The organism is Pseudomonas sp. MNR3A (genome assembly GCF_009650575.1).
In the GTDB taxonomy this organism is placed as follows: domain Bacteria; phylum Pseudomonadota; class Gammaproteobacteria; order Pseudomonadales; family Pseudomonadaceae; genus Aquipseudomonas; species Aquipseudomonas machongensis.
The window spans coordinates 1-19,741 of sequence record NZ_VZZS01000038.1 but is presented as its reverse complement, the minus strand read 5'-3'; the positions used below and the strand labels follow the sequence as shown (position 1 = coordinate 19,741).

The following is a 19,741-nucleotide window of genomic DNA, read 5'->3' as shown; positions in this document are numbered from 1 at the left end:
TGCCTGGCACGGGCTACGCCCGTGTTCGCGGGCAAGCCCGCTCCCACAGGGGGATTGGGCTGGACTTTAAATTTTGAGGGAGACAGTTGCTACACCTCCTCGTACGGCAAGCCCACATAATTCTCGGCAATGTTCACCAGGCCGGCCTCGGACGACAGGAAGTACTCCCGGTCGGCCTCCTGCATCTTCTGGTCCCAGGCATCCTTGTGCTCGCCAAAATCATGCAGCAGCTGGGTCATGAACCAGCTGAAACGCTCGCCCTTCCAGACCCGCCGCAGCGCCAGCGGTGAGTAGCGCTCCAGCAAGTCGGTGCGACCTTCGCGGTAGACCTTGACCAGGATGCGATACAGGTAGTTGACGTCCGAGGCTGCCAGGTTCAGGCCCTTGGCCCCGGTCGGTGGCACGATATGCGCCGCATCCCCCACCAGGAACAGGTGCCCGTACTGCATCGGCTCGACCACCAGGCTGCGCAGCGGCGCGATGCTCTTTTCCAGCGCGGGGCCGGTGACCAGGCGCGCGGCGACGTCCTCGGGCAGACGCGCCCTGAGTTCGTCCCAGAAACGCGCATCGGGCCAGTTCTCCACCCGCTCGTCCAGCGGCACCTGCAGGTAGTATCGGCTGCGAGTGGTGGAGCGCTGGCTGCACAACACGAAACCACGGTCATGATGCGCATAGATCAGCTCGTGGTTGACCGGCGGGGTATCGGCCAGCAACCCCAGCCAACCAAACGGATAGACCCGCTCGTACTGCTTGAGCACGCCCTGTGGAATGCTCTGGCGCGAAACGCCATGAAAACCGTCGCAACCCGCGATGTAATCGCACTCGACGCGGTGCAACTGGCCGTCCTTCTCGTAGGTCACGTAGGACCGCTCGTCCTTGAGCCCGTGCGGCTGCACGTTGCTCGCGCCATACACGATCGGCGCCCCGCTCTGCTCGCGGGCCTGCATGAGGTCGCGGGTGACTTCGGTCTGGCCGTACACCATCACCGTCTTGCCGCCGGTCAGGGCCTTGAGGTCCAGGCGCTGGCGGCGCCCTGCCACCAACAGTTCGACACCCTCGTGCACCAGCCCCTCACGGTCCATGCGCGCCGATACCCCGGCCTCGCGCAGCAGGTCAACGGTGCCCTGCTCCAGCACACCGGCGCGGATACGGCCAAGCACGTACTCAGGGGTCTGGCGTTCGAGAATGAGCGTGTCGATGCCCGCCTTGTGCAGCAGTTGACCAAGCAGCAGGCCAGAAGGGCCGGCGCCAATGATTGCAACCTGGGTTTTCATTGTTGTTGTCTCGCCTTGTCGATGCCGTACTGGCGGCAGCCGGCATACGTTATTCGGGTTAGCCCCTGCATTTTTACTGGCGCAAAAAGCTGAAAAGGTGTCATATCCGATGGAAAATCTGCACTTTTCAAAATTCCGTGCGATCAGCGCACAGGTGTCCCGACCATGAAATTCTCCCTTCCCGGCGTACCGCTGTTTCAGCTCTATGGCGAGAACCACGCCTGGCCCGGCACCGATCTGCTGCACTGCGAATCGATCCCCGCACGCAGCCGCCTGCACCACTGGGAAATCAAGCCGCACCAGCATGCCGAACTGTTCCAGTTGCTCTACGTGCAGCGCGGGCACGCGCTGGTGGAAATCGAAGGTCGACGCAGCGAGATCCACGAGGCGGCGATCCAGGTGGTACCACCGCTGACGGTGCATGGCTTTCGCTTCAGCGCCGACATCCAGGGCCATGTACTGACCTTCGGTACGGCGCTGGTGGCCGACCTCGAGCAGCGCCTGGGTGCGCCACTGGCGGTGCTGGCATCGGCGGCCTGCTACCCGCTGGGCCGCGACCGCACGCGCCTGCGCGGGCTGATCGACACCTTGCAGCAGGAGTACCAGGGCAGCGCACCCGCTCGCGCCGCCATGCTGCAGGCGCTGGTGACCGCCCTGATGGTGTGGATCAGCCGCCAGCAACTGGGCCAGGCACCGCGCAACCGCGACGAGCGCGACCGCCACCTGCTCGGGCACTACCTGCGCCTGGTCGAAGCGCATTACCGCCAGCACCTGTCGGTCGATGAGTTCGCTGCACGGCTGGGCATCACCAGCCTGCAGCTCAACCAGCTGTGCCGCGCGCTGAGCGGGCAGACCGCGCTGCAGGTGATCCACCAGCGCCTGCTGCTCGAAGCGCGGCGCAACCTGACCTACACACGCATGAGCATCGGCCAGTTGTCCGACAGCCTGGGTTTCAGCGATCCCACTTACTTCGCACGCTTCTTCAAGCGCCTCAGCGGCCAGACGCCCAATGCCTACCGACGCAGCGGCACTGCGCAATCACCTTGACGTATACGTCAACCTGCCTTTAGCTTACTCACATTCCACCCCCGAGCCCGAGCATGAGCAGCCAGACCTACAGCATCTCCGACCTGTCCCGCGAGCTGGACATCACCACCCGCGCCATCCGCTTCTACGAGGAACAGGGTCTGCTGAGCCCCGAGCGTCGCGGCCTGGAGCGCATCTATTCGGCGCGTGACAAGGTGACGCTCAAGCTGATCCTGCGCGGCAAGCGCATCGGCTTCTCGCTGGCCGAATGCCGCGAGCTGATCGAGCTCTACGACCCCAGCGGCGGCAACCTCAAGCAGCTCACCAGCATGCTGGCCAAGATCGCCGAACGCCGCGCGCAACTGGAGCAGCAGATGCTCGATATCCAGCAGATGCACTTGGAGCTGGACACCGCCCAGGAGCGCTGCGAGCAGGCGCTGGCCGCCACCCTGAACAATAACCGCTGATTCGCCACAGGAACCCCGCCATGTCATTGCCCGCACACGTGCGCCTGGTCGAAGTCGGCCCGCGCGACGGCTTGCAGAACGAAGCCCAACCCATCAGCGTCGCCGACAAGGTGCGGCTGGTGGACGACCTCACCGACGCCGGGCTCTCCTACATCGAGGTGGGCAGTTTCGTCTCGCCCAAGTGGGTGCCGCAAATGGCTGGATCGGCCGAGGTGTTTGCCGGTATCCGCCAGCGTGCCGGGGTGACCTACGCAGCCCTGGCGCCGAACTTGCGCGGTTTCGAGGATGCACTGGCAGCCGGGGTCAAGGAGGTGGCGGTGTTCGCCGCGGCGTCCGAGGCGTTCTCACAGCGCAACATCAATTGCTCGATCAGCGAGAGCCTGCAACGCTTCGAACCGATCATGGACGCCGCGCGCGAGCACGGTATCCGGGTGCGCGGCTATGTATCCTGCGTGCTCGGCTGCCCTTATGAAGGCAAGGTCAGCGCCGAGCAGGTCGCCCCGGTCGCCCGGGCCCTGCACGACATGGGCTGCTACGAAGTGTCGCTGGGCGACACCATCGGCACCGGCACCGCCGGCGATACCCGGCGCCTGTTCGAGGTGGTCTCGGCGCAGGTGCCGCGCGAGCAGCTTGCCGGCCACTTCCACGACACCTACGGCCAGGCCCTGGCCAATGTCTATGCCAGCCTGCTCGAAGGGATCAGCGTGTTCGACAGCTCGGTGGCCGGGCTCGGCGGCTGCCCCTACGCCAAGGGCGCCACAGGCAACATCGCCACCGAAGACGTGCTGTACCTGCTGCAAGGCCTGGGCATCGAGACCGGTATCGACCTGGACAAACTGGTCGCCGCCGGCCAGCGCATCAGCGACGTGCTGGGGCGTGCCAACGGCTCGCGGGTGGCACGGGCGCGCAACGCCCGCTGACGCTCGCCCGGGGCGGCGAGCGCCGCCCTGCTTGCCTCACTCATCGAACTGTGACAATCCCGACCATCAGGATTATGCTCTGCGGGTATGTCCTCCAGTCTCAATATGTGAGCGCCGAATATGAAAATCGATGACATGGACGCCTTCGTGGCCGTCATCCGTTGCCAGTCGACCAACCTTGCCGCCGAAGCGCTGCAACTGACCCAGCCGGCCATCACCCGGCGCGTGCAGAACTTCGAGGAAGACCTCGGCGCCACCTTGCTCGACCGCAACACCAAGCCACTCAAGCCCACGCCCATGGGCCTGCGTGTGTACGAGCAGTGCAAGGCCATCCTGCGTGAAATCGACGCCCTGCGCGAACTGGTGGCCAACGATGGCGCGCCGTCCGGCACCCTGCGCCTGGGCGTGCCGCAGACACTGGGCGATGTGGTGCTGCTCGAGGCCCTGGCGCAGATCCGCCAGGCCTACCCTGAGCTGCGCACCCAGGTCACCAGCGGCTGGGGCAGCAGCCTGATCGCGCGCATGGAAAACGGCGAGCTGGATGCCGCTGCCGCCCTCTTCCCACCGGGCAAGATCTTCCCCGAGGGCATCGCCAGCCATTCCATCACGCGTATGCCGTTGCGGGTGGTCGCGGCCAAGGGCAGCGCCGGCAAGCGCAGCTACAAGTTGCGCGACTGCTATACCCGCGGCTGGGTGCTCAACCCCGATGGTTGCGGCTTTCGCGCCGGGCTGCAGCGCGCATTGAGCGAACAGGGGTTGTCACTGTCGATCAACCTCGAAACCTTCGGCACCGAGTTGCAACTGGGGCTGGTCGCCAACGGCCAGGGCCTGGGCCTGGTGCCCGAACCGCTGTTGCTTGCCAGTCGCCATCGAGACCTGCTGGACATCGTCAACGTCAGCGATTTCAAGCCGCAAGTCGACCTGTGGCTGTTCCATCCACGCTACTTGGGCAACCTCCAGGAGCCGGTGGAGCTGTTCGGCGCCGTGGCAGGCACCCGCCTGAACAGCGCAGCGAGCTGACCCGGCTAAATGATCACCTTGCATAAAAACAAAAAAGATAATTCTTAAAACGAATAATTAGCATAGAACCAAAAAGACTTTTACAGCGTTGCGCCAGACGCCTACGGTCCTGTTCACACCGTACTGCTTGCACTGGAGCACCGCATGAGTTCACTGTCCGTCGTACCTCCCAGCCAGGAGGCCGTGCGCCTACGGGTCAGCGCCGAGGAATGGGAGGTGCGGGTCAAGCTCGCCGCCGCCTATCGCCTGGCGGCCCTGTTCCGCTGGACCGATCACATCTACACGCATTTCTCGGCACGGGTTCCCGGCCCGGACGAGCACTTCCTGATCAACGCCTTCGGCCTGCTGTTCGACGAAATCACCGCGTCGAACCTGGTCAAGGTGGATGTCGACGGCACGATCATCGACGACCCGCTGGGCCTGGGCATCAACCAGGCCGGCTACGTCATCCACAGCGCGATCCACCGCGCCCGCCCCGACCTCAAGGCCGTATTGCACACCCACACCCGCGATGGCGCGGCGGTGTCTGCCCAGCGTGACGGCCTGCTGCCGGTCTCCCAGCATGCGTTGGCCTATTACAGCCGCGTGGTGTATCACGACTACGAGGGCGTCGCGCTGGACCTGGATGAACAGCAGCGCCTGGTGGCCAACCTGGGGCAAAGCAATATCCTGATCCTGCGCAATCACGGCTTGCTCACCGGCGGCATCAGCGTCGAGCATGCCTTCCGTGAGCTGCACGGCCTGGAGCGCGCCTGCAACATCCAGATCGCCGCCCAGGCCGGTGGCAACGACCAGCTGCAGTACACCTCCCCGGCGGCGATTGCCAAGGTGCATGAGCAGTCGAAGCGCTTTTCCGACGGGCTTGGCGAAGGGATCCAGCGGCACTGGGATGCGTTGATCCGGCAACTGGATCGCGAGGGGCGCGATTACCAAAACTGACCACAGCACCTCCTGCGGCAGCGGGCATGCCCGCTGCGCTTACCTCAGCCCTCGCGCCAACGCCACGCAGCGGCGCGCCAGCACATCGGTCGGGTCCACCAGTGCCACCTGTACCCCGTCGATGGGGAAGCCATCGGCCTGGGCCAGAATCAACGGCAATTCGGTACAACCCAGGATCAACACCCGCGCGCCCTGCCCGACCAGTTGCCCGGCGCCTGCCAGCAGGTCTTCCCGACACTGCCCTTCGGTAAACCCCGCCTTGACGCCTTCCTCACCATAGATCGCACGCATCACCCGCGCCTGCGCCGCATCGTCCGGCACCAGCAACGACAGGCCGACGCGTTCGGCCGCCGCGTGATAGACCCCACTCTGCAACGTGCCCGAGGTCGCCAGCAGCCCCACCCGCACCTCACGACCATAGCGGTGCAGAATGAAATCGATGGTCTCGCTCAGCATGTTGACGATCGGCACCGCCAGATGCTCCTGGATCCGCTCGACATAGGCATGCGCGGTGTTGCACGGGATCGCGATGGCATCGGCGCCCTCCTCTTCCAGGCGGCGGCAGGTCGAGTACATCGCCACGGTCGGGTCGGCCTCCTGGCGCAGTAGGTTGGCGGTGCGATCGGGAATCTGCGGGTTCTGCTCGACCACCATCCTGATATGGTCCTGGTCACGCCCGGCCGGAGTGTTCTTCACTACCTTGCCCATGAAATCCACGGTCGCCGCCGGCCCCACGCCACCGACGATCCCCAGCTTGAACGGCGCAAGGCTGGGCACCGAATCGGTGGCGCTGGCGAAGTCGGCATACACCTGGTTGGCATCGATGCAGTGAATGCCACGGCGCATCAGCTCTGGCGCCAGCAACGACAGCTCGGTCATGCCCGGCAGCAACAGCGTCGCGCCCTGGCCCTCGAGCTCCAGGCAAACCTGATGCAGCAGCTCCAGCGCCACCCCATCCAGATGTCCGGCCTTGATGCCTGCAGGCCCGTACACCGCCTCCATCAACGCCGCCTGTTGCACCGGCGAGGGATGGATCAGTTCGTAGTCGTCGGCAAGATGCCGCTCGAACAACCCCGAGGCACGCACATAGTCCGAAGCCAGCACCCCCAGGCGCGCGCCGGGCGGGGCGATGTGCGCCACATGGGCCTTGAGCGCCGCCATCAGGTCGACGATGGCGATCTGCAGCTCGGCGCGCAGTTCGTCGATGAAGGTATGGCTGGCGAAGCACGGCACCAGCACGGCGTCGGCACCGCTGTCGGCATAGCCCTGGCAGACCTGGAACACGTAGAGCTTGCGCGAGGTCATGCTCGCGCCCGCGCTGAGCGGCAACGCCAGGTCCTTGAAGGGGTGCTGCTCGAACAGCAGGTGGTAGCGGCCCTGTTCGGCCAGCAGGGGCTGGCTCTTGAGCAGCTTGAGGAACAGATCGCCACCGGCCAGCGAGCCGAGGCCGCCGATGATGCCGAGGGTGCGCGCGTTGGCGGTCTTGCGTGGGCTTATCATGGGACGGTCCGGATCAGGCGTGGGTGGCAGGTTTCAGCGCAGGTTCGACAGGCGTCGGGGCATCCTCATGGCGCCGTTCGAGGTCGGCGATCACCGCCGTGGCGATGCTGTTGCCCACCACGTTGGTCGCGGTACGGCCCATGTCGAGGAACTGGTCGATGGCCAGGATCAGCAATAGCCCGGCCTCGGGCAGGTGGAACATCGGCAGCGTCGCCGCGACCACCACCACCGAGGCCCGCGCCACACCGGCCATGCCCTTGCTGGTGACCATCAGGGTCAACAGGATCAGCACTTGCTGGGTAAAGCTCAGCTCGATGTTGTAGGCCTGGGCGATGAACATGATCGCGAAGGCCTGGTACATCATCGAGCCGTCGAGGTTGAACGAGTAGCCCAGCGGCAGGACGAAGCTCGACACACGCTTGGGTGCACCGAATTTCTCCAGCGCATCGATGGTCTTGGGGTAGGCCGACTCGCTGCTCGCAGTGGAGAACGCCAGCAGCACCGGCTCGCGGATCAACTTGCCCAGGGTGAAAACCGGGCGCCCGAGGAAGCCGTAGCCCACCGCGAACAGCACCATCCACAGCAGCAGGATGCCCAGGTAGAACTGGCCGATCAGCTTGCCGTAGTCGAACAGCAGGCCAATGCCCTGGGTGGTGACGGCGGCGGCCAGCGCGGCGAAGACGCCGACCGGGGCGAACATCATCACGTAGTCGGTGATGCGGAACATCACCTTGGCAAGCTCGTCCACCAGCTCGCCGATACGGGTGTTGCCACGTTGCTTGACGAACGCCAGCGCCAGCCCGAAGAACAGCGAGAACACCACGATCTGCAGGATCTCGTTGTTGGCCATGGCTTCGGCGATGCTGCGCGGGAACACATGGCTGATGAAGGTCTTGAGTCTGAAGTCCCCGGCGTTGACCGCCACAGCGCTCACTGCCTGGCCCGATTCCACGCTCAGGTTCAGGTGGGCGCCAGGCTGGAAAAGATTGACCAGCAGCATGCCCAGGGCCAGGGAGAACACCGAGGCGCTGACGAACCAGATCATCGAGCGCAGGCCGATGCGTCCCACCGAGCCGGAATTACCCAGGCTGCTGATCCCTGCGACCAGGGTGGCGAACACCAGCGGGGCGATGATCATCTTGATCATGCGCAGGAAGATGTCGGTGACCAGGCTGAAGTAACCGGCAATCTGCTTGGCGGCGTCCGCGGAGCCTGCGTAGGTGTTGCACAGCCAGCCGACGACGATGCCGAGCAGGATCGCCACGGCGATGTAACGGGGTAGTTTCTTGTTATTCATCTCGACCTCTGTCTGTCGAATGGGGAGGGACAGCAACAGGCTACGACGCACGGTCGGGGCAGTTGATGAGGATGCGCGATGGGTTCATGCGTAATTCGCATAGTTGTCGAATGGCGGTGAATTCGCGGCGAAGCGAGGATAAAATCCGGCATTGAACCGCCCCACTAACCTGTAGCAGCGGCGGTTCGCCGCTGCGACTTGTCCCACGATTGGGCGCGCAGCGGCCATAACACCGGACACCGAGTCACATCAGAAAGACCTCGGTTGCCTGGCTTGCGGCCGCTACGCGCCCGATCGCGGGACAAGCCCGCTCCCACAGGGTGCGGCTGCAGAATCTACGCACCAACCACAGGCCCACCACCATGCAGACCAAATGGATCGATGACCTGCTGGCCATCGCCGAGACCAAGAGCTTTTCCCGCGCGGCCGAGATCCGCTGCATCACCCAGTCCGCGCTGTCGCGACGCATTCGCTCGCTGGAGGAATGGGTCGGCGTCGAGCTGGTCGACCGCAGCACCTATCCGGTGCAACTGACCGCCGCCGGCAAGACCTTCTGCGACGAAGGCCGAGACGCGCTGTCGATCTTCCATGACCTGCGCTCGGCGCTGCGCCGTGGCGAGCGCATGCCCGGGCGCTCGATCCAGGTGGTGGCCGGGCACACCCTGTCGATGACCTTCCTGCCCACCTGGTTCGCCGGTTTCCAGCGCCGCTACGGCTACTTCAATGCGCGGGTGCTGGCCGCCAACGTGCAGGAGGCGGTCATCGCCCTGGCCGAAGGCAGCTGCGACCTGATGATCGGCTACAGCCACGCGCGTGCACCGATCATCCTCGACCGTGACAAGTTCGTCGGCCTGCGCCTGGGCAGCGATGCCTTCTTCCCGGTGTCGGCGCCCGACGCAGATGGGCGCCCGCTGTTCGCCCTGCCGGGGGCAGCGGGCAAGCCCATCCCCTACCTCGCCTACACCTCTACCTCGTTTCTCGGGCGGGTGGTGGATGTGCTGCTGCAGGGCAACGCGCAACCTCACCTCAAGCGCTTCTACGAAGCCGACATGGCCATGCACCTGATGCGCATGGCCCGCGAAGGCTATGGCATCGCCTGGCTGCCGGAGTCGGCGGTCGAGGAGGAACTGGCCAGCGGTCGGCTGGTGCGCGCAGGCGGGGACGAGTGGAGCGCGGAACTGGAAATCTGGTCATTCCGCTCGATCGGCAACAGCAACCCGACCATGCTCGAGCTGTGGAAGTCGCTGGAGCACGACCTGCGCTGAAACGCTGCCGGGGCCCTTGCGGCCCCGGCTTCAAGTGCATCGACGGGCGATCAGAACTTCAACTGCCATTGCCCCATCACGGCGTGATTACGCGCATTGCTGCCCAACTCGCCGTTGTAGCCCAGGCCCACACTCTGCCGTGCACTGAGTCCCAGCTCCAGCCCGGCCTCGACGACCAGGCTGTCACGGTCCAGCGCACTGCCCTGGACGCTGAACGCATCGCCGCCGGCCAGGAACGCCTGGCGCGTGCGGGTGTCGAGGTTGCCATAGGTGTGGCGCCAGCCCAGGCTGGCGCGGGGCGTCAGGCTCATGCCGTTGTCCAGTTGCCCCAGGTGTGCGATGCGCACGCCGAAGGTACTGGTGACGTTGTCCTGCGTGTCGGCATCCACCGCCAACGCAGCATCGCCGCCCTTCTCGCGGTAGCTGTCGCGGTGATAGCGCTGGTAGCCCAGGTTGGCGAAAGGCTCGGCACTCAGGCGCCCGCTGCCCAGGGCATAGCCCAGCTCGGCGAAGGCCTGCTGGCTGTCGGCATCGTAGTTGCCCTTCAGGCGCTCATCGAAGCCATCGAAGGCCACGCTGCGCTTGCTGTCGCCGTCATGGCTGCTGTACGCCGCGCCCAGGCGCAGGGCCAGCGGGCCACTCTGGCGTTGGGCGTAGACGCCGGCATGCCAGCTGCGCACCTTGCCGTCCAGGCCGCTGGCGTCCAGACGGGTGCGCGAGTAGCCGCCCAGCACGCCCAGGCGCCAGTCGCTGCCCACCGCCCAGTCCAGGCCCATCACCGCGCCGCCGGTGCGCTGTTCCAGGCTGCTGGCGCCGTGGCTGCCATCGACCTTGCCGTAGCTGCCCAGCGCCTGGCCCCACACTCGCCCCTGGGCGTTCGGGTCGTTGAGGTTGCGCACGCCCTGGGGCAGGCCGGTGGCAGCGAGCACCGGGGTGTCCTGCTGATCCAGGCCCACCAGCAACCCGGCATTGCTGCCCATCGACTGCAAGGCGCCGAGCATGGTGCTGCCCACCTGGGCGCTACCGGCCAGGGTGGCCGCAGCGAGGTTGGCGGTGTTGCTGCCCGACAGCTGCTCGATGGCATTGCCTGCGCTGGCGTTCGAGGTATTGAGCAGCGCACTGTACAGCGCACTGCCGCTGCCCAGGCTGGCCAGGCTGCGCGCCGCAACGCCAGCGTTGGCGCTGCGGGCGAACTGGTCGAAGGCGACATCGTTGCGGGTGTAGGTCAGGCCCACCGACTGGCTGCTATAGCTCAGTTTCGGGGTGAGGAAGGCGTAGTCACTGGTGACCTGGCCAAAGGTGCCGTTGATCGCACCGGCGTTGAGCACGGTGTACTGGCTCTGCCAGGGATACTGGCCAGGCGTCGGCTGGATGCGCAGGGTGGCACCGCCCAGATTGGCGGTACCGGTGACGGTGATCGGCGCGCTGCTGCCGTCGGCGTTGACGCCATAGACCAGGCTGGCGCCCGAATCGAACTTCAGGTCGCCCTTGACCGTGGCCACGCCCAGCCCGGTGTTGGTCAGCATCGTGCCCCTGACGTCGAGGCCACCGACCACACCACCGCCCGCGTAGGTCGCCCCCCGGTCTACCCGCAAACTGCCGAGCACGCTGCCCTGGTTGACCAGCGCCGCGCCCTGGGTGATCTCGCCACCCTGGCTGAAATCGTTGACGCTGCTCAGCGTCCAGGTGCCCCCGGAGACCAACAGCTTCTCGAAGTTGGCGCTGTTGCCGAACTGGCCACTGCCCTCGAGCTGCAGCGTATCGACGCCATCGCCCGCATCCACCAGGCCATTGAACACCCCACCGGTACGCACGATCAGGCGGTCGTCGCCGCCGCCCATGCTCAATGCCAGGCCGTTGCCGCCGCTGATGGTGCCGCTGTTGATCACGGTGTCATCGAAGTTGCCGATCAGCTTGATGCCGAAGCCACGCTCACCACGAATGGTGCCGGCGTTGTCGATGGTGGTGGCGCCGACACCCGAACCTTCGGCACCGTCGTCCACCAAAATACCGTTGTCGACGCTGCGGATCAGGCCGGTGCTGGTGTTGGTGACCGTACCGCCGCCCATGGCGATGCCTTCGCTGCCGTTGGGCCTCCCGCCGCTGTCCACGCCCTTGGCGCCCAGGCCCTGGATGGTGCCGGCGTTGTAAATGTGGCCGATCAAGTCGATATCGACGCCATCGCCATCGCCATTGATCTTGCCGTCGGCGATGGCACCGGTGATGGTGCCCCAGTTGTACACAGTGCCGGTACCGTCGGAGCCGAAGCCCGAGCCGTTGCGCCCGGTGACGCTGGCACCGGCATAGTTGTAGAGGGTGGCGTCGGTCTTGAGGTCGATGCCGTGACGGTCAGCACTGATGCTGCCGTAGTTGTACACGGTGACGCCGGTCGAAGTGCCGATCTTGATGCCGTCGTATTTCTGGTCCAGGCCCTTGGCATCCTGGGGCGCGGTGTCGGTATAGATACGCCCGTAGTTGGTGATGGTGGCGTTGGAGCCGGTCTTGATCGCGTCGTTGCCCACGGCGTGGATCACGCCGCTCGCCTCGTTCACCAGGGTGGTGCTGAAGCCTGGGTTGTTGAGGGCCTCCAGATCGATGGCCTGGCCATCGGTGATGGACTCGATGGTCCCGGCGTTGCTGATCTTGAGGCTGCCGCCCGCGCTGGGGTTGGTCTGGAAACGGATACCGTCGTTGGTACCCTGGATCAGCGCCCCGGCACGGTTGGTGATGACGAAGAAGCTCTGGTCGGTGCCGCCATCCTTGGTATCGATACCACGGGCCACGGTGGAGCGAATGATCCCGGCATTGTCGACGCTGACCGTGGTGCCACTGGTCTGCTTGGGCAGGATCACCCCGTCGTCGGCACCCGAGACGATGCTGCCGGTCGGCGTCACCTTGAGCGTGTCGCCCTTCTTGAGTTCCAGCGTGCTGGTACTGGCATTGCCAACCTGGTAATCGGTGGCGTTGGCGGCCAGGGCAGCACTGGCCAGGGCGACACACAGGGCCAGACGGTGCGGCGTGAAATGCATGTTGGGGCGACCATTGTGATTGTTGATGGCCGGCCAATATGGCTATCAGATATTACCGTTTGATTGACAACCTGCGCCGACCGCCTTCAACCAGCGCCCCACTTCGGCATAAATCCCCTCCACGGCCTCGACCATCCCCTGCATCCGCAGGAAATCGTGGGTCAGTGCCTCTTCCACTCGCCACTGCAGCGACACGCCGGCCTTTTCCAGCGCATGCGCCCAGGCAACACCTTCATCGAGCAACGGATCATGCCCGGCCAGGGCCATCCAGGTGGGCGCCAGCCCTTCGAGCGTCGTCAGGTGCAACGGCGACACCCGCCAATCGAGGCGCTGCGATGCGTCACGCACGTAATGCCGGTAGAACCACTCCAGGGTTTCGCTCTCGAGCAGGTAACCCTCGGCATATTTCCCATGGGACGGCCGCTGGCAGCTGATGTCGGTGACCGGATAAAACAGCAACTGCGCCAACGGACGCAACAGCGCCTCCTCCGGCTGCTGCGCGGCCATAGCGGCGACGACGATGGCCAGGCTGGCCCCGGCGCTGTCGCCACTGACCACCACCCGGCGGGCATCCAGGCGCTGCGCCTCGCCGTGTTCCACCAGCCAGCGGGCACTGGCCAGGGCATCGTCCGCAGCCGCCGGGAAGGGTGCTTCCGGCGCCAGGCGGTAGGCTGGCGCGAGTACCGCAAAATCGCTGCACATCGCCAGGCGGCGACATACCGCATCGTGGGAGTCCAGGCTGCCGACCACATAGCCGCCACCGTGAAAATACAACAGCACCGGCTGCAGACCGTCCACCGGCGACTGCCGACGGTACAACCGTGCCGACAGCGGTTGACCTTCGCCATCCACCATCTGCAGGTGCTCGACCTGCAGGTCATCAGGCGGGCTCGGGTCGAGCACCTGGGAGCTGCGTTCGAATTCGGCGCGGGCCTGCTCGACGCTCATCTGGTGCATGGGTTGGCTGGCACCGGTCAGTCGGCCCAGTTCGACCAGTTCGAGAAAACCGGCCAGGTCAGGATGCAGAGACATTGGGAAAATCCTCGGAAGACGCGATACGGGCGCCCGCCTTAACGGCGGGCGCCCGAGGTTTCAATGACTGAACGTCGGTGCCAGGCTGTCGCGCAGATCCGCCAGTACGCTGGGGTGCTGCAGCAATTCGAAGTGCCCTGCCGCCAACACCGCACTGGCCTGGCACTGCCCAAGCGCCGCCTCGAAACTGGCACGCTCGCGACTGCCGACGCCTTCGCCCCACCAGCAGCGCGCCTCGGCCGCCACCGCAGGCAGGCTTTGCAAGGCTTCACCCAGGGCTTTCAAGCGCATGGCCACGACGAAGGTGTGGGCCAGGTCCTGTGCCTCGATCCGGGCATACACCTGCGAGGTGCCGCCCTGCTCGCGCAATTGCCCGATCTGCACCGCCAACGCATCGGCGTCCAGTTGCGTCAGCGTTGCGGGGTCGAGCGCCGCTGCGGGCGCATCGCCCAGGGTGACCGCCACGAAACCGTGGAAGTCGTCACGCCAGTCGCCGCCCGGTGCGGCCAGCCCCGGCAGGTAACTGTCCACCAACCCCAGCAGGCTGACTTCGCGGCCAAGCCGGATCAGCTCGGCGGCCACCAGCACCGCCAACGGCCCACCCAGCGACCAGCCCAACAGCCGCAGCGGCCCTTCGGGCTGCTTGCGCAGCACGACCTGGGCGTAGTCGCCGGCCATTGCCGCCAACGAGCTGTCCTGCCACTCGCGGTCCAGCAGCATGCGGCATTGCAGGCCATAGACCGTGCACTGCCCATCCAGGTGGCGGGCCAGCGGCTCGTAGTCGAACACCGTGCCGAAGCCGGCATGCAGGCAGAACAGCGGCGAGCTGCCGTCGACGATACGGTTGAGCGCCAACAGCGGATCCGGCGCCTGCAGCTTGCGTTCGCTGCCGCACAGTTGGGCGATGGTCGGTTTGCTCATGATGTCGCGCAGCTTCAGGCTCAGGCCCAGCTCAGGTGCCGCACGGACCTTGCCCAGCACCTTGAGCACGCGCAGCGAGTCGCCGCCCAGTTCGAAGAAGTTGTCGGTGATCCCGACCTGGTCGAGCTCCAGCACTTCCTGCCAGATACGCACCAGCGCCAATTCCTGCGGGGTGCTGGCCGGCACGTGCTCACGCGCCTTGAACTGCGGGTCAGGCAGGGCCTTGCGGTCGAGCTTGCCATTGGCGCTCAGCGGCAGCGCCGCGAGCAGGATGATCTGTGCCGGGACCATGTAGTCCGGCAGCTCATCGGCCAGGTGCGCACGCAGGCTTTCGGCCAGGTTGTCATCCGCCTCGGCCACCACGTAGGCGACCAGTTGCTTGCTGTCATTGACCTCCCGCGCGACCACCACGGCATCGCGCACCTCGGCCCGCCCACGCAGGCGCGCCTCGATCTCGCCCAGCTCGATACGGAAACCGCGCACCTTGACCTGGTTGTCGAGGCGGCCGAGGTAGTCGAACACGCCATCGGCACGACGGCGCACCAGGTCGCCAGTGCGGTACAGACGCCCGCCTGCCTCTGCGAACGGGTCACAGACGAAACGCTCGGCCGTCACGTCCGGACGTTGATGGTAACCCCGCGCCAGGCCTTCACCGCCGATGTAGAGCTCACCGGCAACCCCGTCCGGCACCGGATTGAGCGCAGCATCCAGCACATATAGGGTGCGCTCGCCGACGCGGGTGCCGATCGGTGCGTACACCGCCTCGCACGGTTCGCTGGCTGCGACACGCCAGAGCAACGGCGTGACCACGGTTTCGGTCGGGCCGTAGCCATTGGTCAGCGCCTGCGGGCGCAGGTTGCGGCGCACCAGGTCGTAGTTGGCCTGGGCCACCGCATCGCCACCGAAGCAGTAGATGCGCACTGCCGGCGGCTCGCGGCCTTCGGCGTACTCGGCCAGTTGCTGCAGGTAGGCCGGCGGGAAGCAGGCGATGTCGATGCGCTCGGCATGCAGCGCTTGCCAGGTCTGTTCAGGCGTCCACAGCTCGCCCGGGCGGATCACCAGGCAGCCACCATTGCTCAGGGTCGACAGCCAGCGCTCCTGGGCGCCGTCGAAGGCGAACGACATGAACAGCAGCTCGCGGGTGCGCGCGTCCATCTCGTAGCGCTCGGCAATCGCCGCGCAATGCATGGCCAGTGGCCCGTGGGTCACCGCCACGCCCTTGGGCTTGCCGGTCGAACCCGAGGTGTAGATCAGGTAGGCCAGGTTGTCGGGCGACACCGTCGCGGCGCCACGGGTGATGCCCGCAGCATCGAGGTCAAGGCTGTCGAGGGGCAGCCAGTTCACCCCCTCGCGCTGCGGCAGGCGTGCCTGCACGCTGTGCTCGGTGAGGATCAGGGCAGCGTTGCTGTCTTGCAGGATCCAGTCCAGGCGCTCGCGGGGGTAGTCGATGTCCAGCGGCACGTAGGCGCCACCGGCCTTCATCACCGCGTAGAACGCCACCACCATGTCCACCGAGCGCTGCAGGGCCACGCCCACCCGCACTTCCGGGCCGACACCTTGCGCCACCAGCAACTCGGCCAGGCGGCTGGCCCGCTGTTCGAGTTGGGCGTAGGTCAACTGGCGACCGGCACACACCAGCGCGACCTGCGTCGGACGCTCACGGCTGTGGCGGGCGATCTGCTCGCCCAGCAGCGCCGTCGGCGCCTGTCCGCCCAGGCGGTTGGCCTCGAGCAACTGGCGCTGTCCGGCCTGATCGAGCAAACCGAGATTGCCAAGCCGGGCCTGCGGCTGGTCGAGCATCGCCTGCAGCAAGGTCTCGAAGCTGGCGAGGATCTGCTCGACGCTGGCCGGCGTGAAACGCCCGACCAGATAGAGGAACTCGATCTTCAGGGTCGTGCCCAGGTGCACCGCCAGGTCCATGGCGTAGTTGGTCACGTCACGCGTGCTCACCTGGCCGAACTGCAACTGCTGGTCCTGGGCCTGGGCCAGGCGCTCGTCCACCGGGTAGTTCTCGAACACGATGATGCTGTCGAACAGGCCACCGGCGCCCTGCCCGGCCCAGCGCTGGATATCGGCCAACGCCGTGTGCTCGTGGTCGCGCACCTCCAGGTTCCAGGCCTGCAGGGCCTGCAGCCATTGGTCCAGCGGCTGCTGGTCGGACAGGGTCTGGACGATCGGCAAGGTGTTGATGAACAGGCCAAGCATCTCACCCGAGCCTGCCAACTCCGCCGGGCGCCCGGCCACCGTGGCGCCGAAGCACACGGTCTGCTGCCCGGTATGGCGCTGCAACAGCAACAGCCAGGCCGCCTGCACCAGCGTGTTGGGGGTCACCCGCAATTGCTGGGCGACCTCGCGCAGGCGTTGGGTGCGTGCGGCATCCCAGTCCAGGTACAGCGCCGCATGGCCTTCAGCCTGCGCATCGGCCGGCAACGGCAGGCTGCTGCTGAGGCTGGTCGGCCCCTCCAGGCCTGCCAGGCGCTCGCGCCAGAAGGCTTCCTGGCGCGCCGCCGGCTGCGCGCGCAACCAACCGATATAGTCGCGGAAATGCCCGCGCTTGGTGGGCAGCGGATGCCCGGCATAGCACTCGAAGACCTCGCCCATCAGGCGCGAATTGGACCAGCCGTCCATGAGGATATGGTGGCTGGTCCAGATCAGTTGGGTGGTGTCGTCATCCAGGCGCACCACGCTCAGGCGCGCCAGCGGCGCCTCGAGCAGCTCGAAGCCACGTGCACAATCCTCATCGGCCAGCGCCTGCAAGGCGCCTGGCTCGACGGTGCGCTCGCGCCAGTCCAGGCAGCGCGCCGGCAGGCTGCCCTGGCGGTAGACCACCTGCAGCGGCTCGGCCAGGTGGCTGGCGGTCCAGAAGCCGGTACGCAGGATCTCGTGGCGCGCCACCACCTGCGCCCAGGCGGCGATGAACGCCTCGGCGTCGAGACCCTTGACCTCGATGCTGGTCTGGTTGATGTACAGGTTGGCCGCCGATTCCTGGGTGTGGAACAGCATGCCCAGCTGGGTCGGCGATAGCGGGTAGATGTCCTCGACCTGCTCCAGCAGGCCGGGGAAGCGCTCGAGCTGGGCCTGATCGAGCCCGCACAGCGGGAAGTCCGAAGGCGTCGCGCCGCGCACCGGCAGTTCCACGCAGTGGCGCACCAACGCGCCAAGCTGCTCGATGTAGCGCTCGGCCAGGGCCTGGATCTCGTCGGAGGCGAACTGCGCTCGGCTGAAGATCCAGTTCAGGCTCAGCTCGCCGCCATACAACTGGCCATTGACCGTCAGCCAGTTGCCCAGCGGTGCATCCTCGCCCTGCTCCGCCCCCGCAGACTCGTTTGCCGGGGTGAACAGCGCACCGTCGTCCACGGCGAAACTGCCGTCGAACTGGCCCAGGTAGTTGAAGGTCACCCGCGGCTGCGGCAATGCCGCGAGCAGCGCACGCACCTGCGGCTCGCCGTAGTAACGCAGCGCCCCGAAACCGACGCCGCGATGCGGAATGGCGCGCAGTTGCTCCTTGACCTGCTTGATCGAGGCCCCCAGCTCGGCAGCCGGCGTCAGGCACACGCTGAACATCGAACTGAACCAGCCGACGGTACGGGTCAGATCGATGTCGTCGAACAAGGCTTCGCGCCCGTGCCCTTCCAGTTGCACCAGGGCGTGCTCGTCACCGGTCCAGGCCACCAGGGTGCGCGCCAGGGCCGTCATCAACAGGTCGTTGATCTGGGTGCGATAGGCCGCAGGCGCCTGCTGCAGCAATTGTCGGGTCAGGGCCGCGTCCAGGCGCACCTGCACCGTGGCGGCGTCGCGATTGAGCAAAGGTTGCGTCGGCGCGGCTACAGGCCAGTGCACCTGCACCTCGCGCAGACGCTCCCAGTACGCAAGCTCCGCCTGGCCCTGCTCGCTGTGCGCATAGCTTTCCAGGCGCTCGGCCCAGGCCTTGACCGAGCTGGTGCGTGGCCCGAGGTCCGGTGCCTGGCCAGCCAGGCTCTGCTGGTAGGCGCTTTGCAGGTCGTCGAACAACACCCGCCACGACACGCCATCGACCACCAGGTGGTGAATCACCAGCAACAGGCGCTGGCTGTCGTCGGCAAGGGTGACCAGCACGGCGCGGACCAGCGGGCCGTCGGCCAGGTCGAGGCTGCGCTGCACCCGCTCACCCAGGGCTTGCAGGGCGTCGGGCTGTATCCCCTCGACCCGCTCCAGCAACGTACCGACCGTGGTCACCTCACGGAATTGTGCCTGCCACTGCCCGTCCACCTCGGTGAAGCCCAGACGCAGCGCGTCATGCTGCACCAGCAGCGCCTGCAAGGCGCGCTCCAGGGCATCGGCGTCCAACGCCCGGGTCGGCTGCAGCAACACCGATTGGTTCCAGTGTGCGCGCTGCGCCAGCGGCAAGGCGAAGAACGCCTGCTGGATCGGCAGCAGCCCCGCCCGGCCAGTCACCGGCCCCTGCTCGGCCTCCTGGCCCCCGGCCTCGATGCGCACTGCACCGGCCAGGCCCTGGATGGTCTGGTGGCGGAACAAGTCCTTGGGGGTGAAGCGGATACCGGCCTGCCGCGCGCGGCTGACCACCTGGATGGAGATGATCGAGTCGCCACCCAGTTCGAAGAAGTTGTCGTTGACCCCGACCTGCTCCAGCTTGAGCACGTCCTGCCAGATCCCGGCGAGGGTCTTTTCCACGGCGCTCTGCGCCGCGACATAGGCCTGTTTCGACTGGCCGACCGCAGGGTGCGGCAGCGCACGACGTTCCAGCTTGCCGTTGGGGCTCAGCGGCAGTTGCTCGAGCAGCAGCAGGTGCACCGGCACCATGTAGTCCGGCAGCACCGCGCCCAGGCGCTCTCGCAGCGTGGCGCGCAAGGCCTCGGACGCCGCGTCGTCCGCCACTGGCGTGCTTGGCACCAGATAACCCGCCAGTTGCAGGCCACCGGCACCCGGCACCGCCAGCACCACCGCTTCGCGTACTTCGTTCTGCTCCATCAGCCGTGCTTCGATCTCGCCCAGCTCGATGCGCAGCCCGCGAATCTTCACCTGATGGTCGATACGCCCCATGTACTCGATCA

Annotated in this window: 12 protein-coding genes; 6 read left to right on the top strand and 6 right to left on the bottom strand. The window is 66.3% G+C overall.

All coding sequences use genetic code 11. The features are described 5' to 3' along the window. Nucleotides 1–89: 89 nt before the first annotated feature. Entirely contained in the window at nt 90–1,274 is a 1,185-nt protein-coding gene (gene pobA / locus F6X62_RS23820) for a 4-hydroxybenzoate 3-monooxygenase (RefSeq protein ID WP_153774895.1), read from the bottom strand. Nucleotides 1,275–1,439: 165 nt separating this feature from the next. On the opposite strand from pobA, the gene F6X62_RS23815 reads away from it, so the two are divergent. The 5 genes from F6X62_RS23815 to F6X62_RS23795 all read left to right on the top strand — a co-directional run bounded on the left by F6X62_RS23815 (nt 1,440) and on the right by F6X62_RS23795 (nt 5,646). After that, nucleotides 1,440–2,321: a helix-turn-helix domain-containing protein gene (locus F6X62_RS23815; protein ID WP_153774894.1), complete on the top strand. Its 882-nt coding sequence runs from the start codon at nt 1,440–1,442 to the stop codon at nt 2,319–2,321. Nucleotides 2,322–2,374: 53 nt separating this feature from the next. Continuing rightward, entirely contained in the window at nt 2,375–2,767 is a 393-nt protein-coding gene (locus F6X62_RS23810) for a MerR family DNA-binding transcriptional regulator (protein ID WP_054893249.1), read from the top strand. 20 nt (nt 2,768–2,787) lie between these two features. After that, nucleotides 2,788–3,687: a hydroxymethylglutaryl-CoA lyase gene (locus F6X62_RS23805; RefSeq protein WP_153774893.1), complete on the top strand. Its 900-nt coding sequence runs from the start codon at nt 2,788–2,790 to the stop codon at nt 3,685–3,687. 120 nt (nt 3,688–3,807) lie between these two features. Next, nucleotides 3,808–4,707, top strand: a complete 900-nt coding sequence (locus tag F6X62_RS23800; protein WP_125930170.1) for a LysR family transcriptional regulator — start codon at nt 3,808–3,810, stop codon at nt 4,705–4,707. 144 nt (nt 4,708–4,851) lie between these two features. Next, on the top strand, nt 4,852–5,646 hold the full coding sequence (locus tag F6X62_RS23795; RefSeq protein ID WP_153774892.1) for a class II aldolase/adducin family protein: 795 nt from the start codon (nt 4,852–4,854) through the stop codon (nt 5,644–5,646). A 39-nt stretch (nt 5,647–5,685) separates the two neighbouring features. Here the strand turns inward: F6X62_RS23795 and F6X62_RS23790 are convergent, their stop codons facing one another. Both F6X62_RS23790 and F6X62_RS23785 read right to left on the bottom strand, forming a co-directional pair. Continuing rightward, nucleotides 5,686–7,146 carry an aspartate/glutamate racemase family protein gene (locus tag F6X62_RS23790; RefSeq protein ID WP_153774891.1) on the bottom strand — a complete coding sequence of 487 codons (1,461 nt, stop codon included), beginning with the start codon at nt 7,144–7,146 and terminating at the stop codon, nt 5,686–5,688. 13 nt (nt 7,147–7,159) lie between these two features. Continuing rightward, complete coding sequence (locus F6X62_RS23785; protein WP_153774890.1) at nt 7,160–8,443, bottom strand: dicarboxylate/amino acid:cation symporter; 1,284 nt, start codon at nt 8,441–8,443, stop codon at nt 7,160–7,162. Between the two features lie 362 nt (nt 8,444–8,805). Here F6X62_RS23785 and F6X62_RS23780 point away from each other — a divergent pair, with 362 nt between their 5' ends. Continuing rightward, nucleotides 8,806–9,708: a LysR substrate-binding domain-containing protein gene (locus tag F6X62_RS23780; protein ID WP_153774889.1), complete on the top strand. Its 903-nt coding sequence runs from the start codon at nt 8,806–8,808 to the stop codon at nt 9,706–9,708. Nucleotides 9,709–9,758: 50 nt separating this feature from the next. Here the strand turns inward: F6X62_RS23780 and F6X62_RS23775 are convergent, their stop codons facing one another. From F6X62_RS23775 to F6X62_RS23765, 3 genes are all read right to left on the bottom strand, one after another. Next, the gene (locus tag F6X62_RS23775) at nt 9,759–12,737 is read right to left on the bottom strand and encodes an autotransporter domain-containing protein (RefSeq protein ID WP_153774888.1); all 2,979 of its coding nucleotides are present in this window, start codon (nt 12,735–12,737) and stop codon (nt 9,759–9,761) included. Between the two features lie 45 nt (nt 12,738–12,782). After that, nucleotides 12,783–13,769 (bottom strand): alpha/beta hydrolase, encoded by a 987-nt coding sequence (locus tag F6X62_RS23770; protein WP_153774887.1) that lies wholly within the window; start codon nt 13,767–13,769, stop codon nt 12,783–12,785. 60 nt (nt 13,770–13,829) lie between these two features. Next, nucleotides 13,830–19,741: non-ribosomal peptide synthetase (locus tag F6X62_RS23765; protein ID WP_153774886.1), on the bottom strand; the 5,912-nt coding region annotated here is incomplete at its 5' end.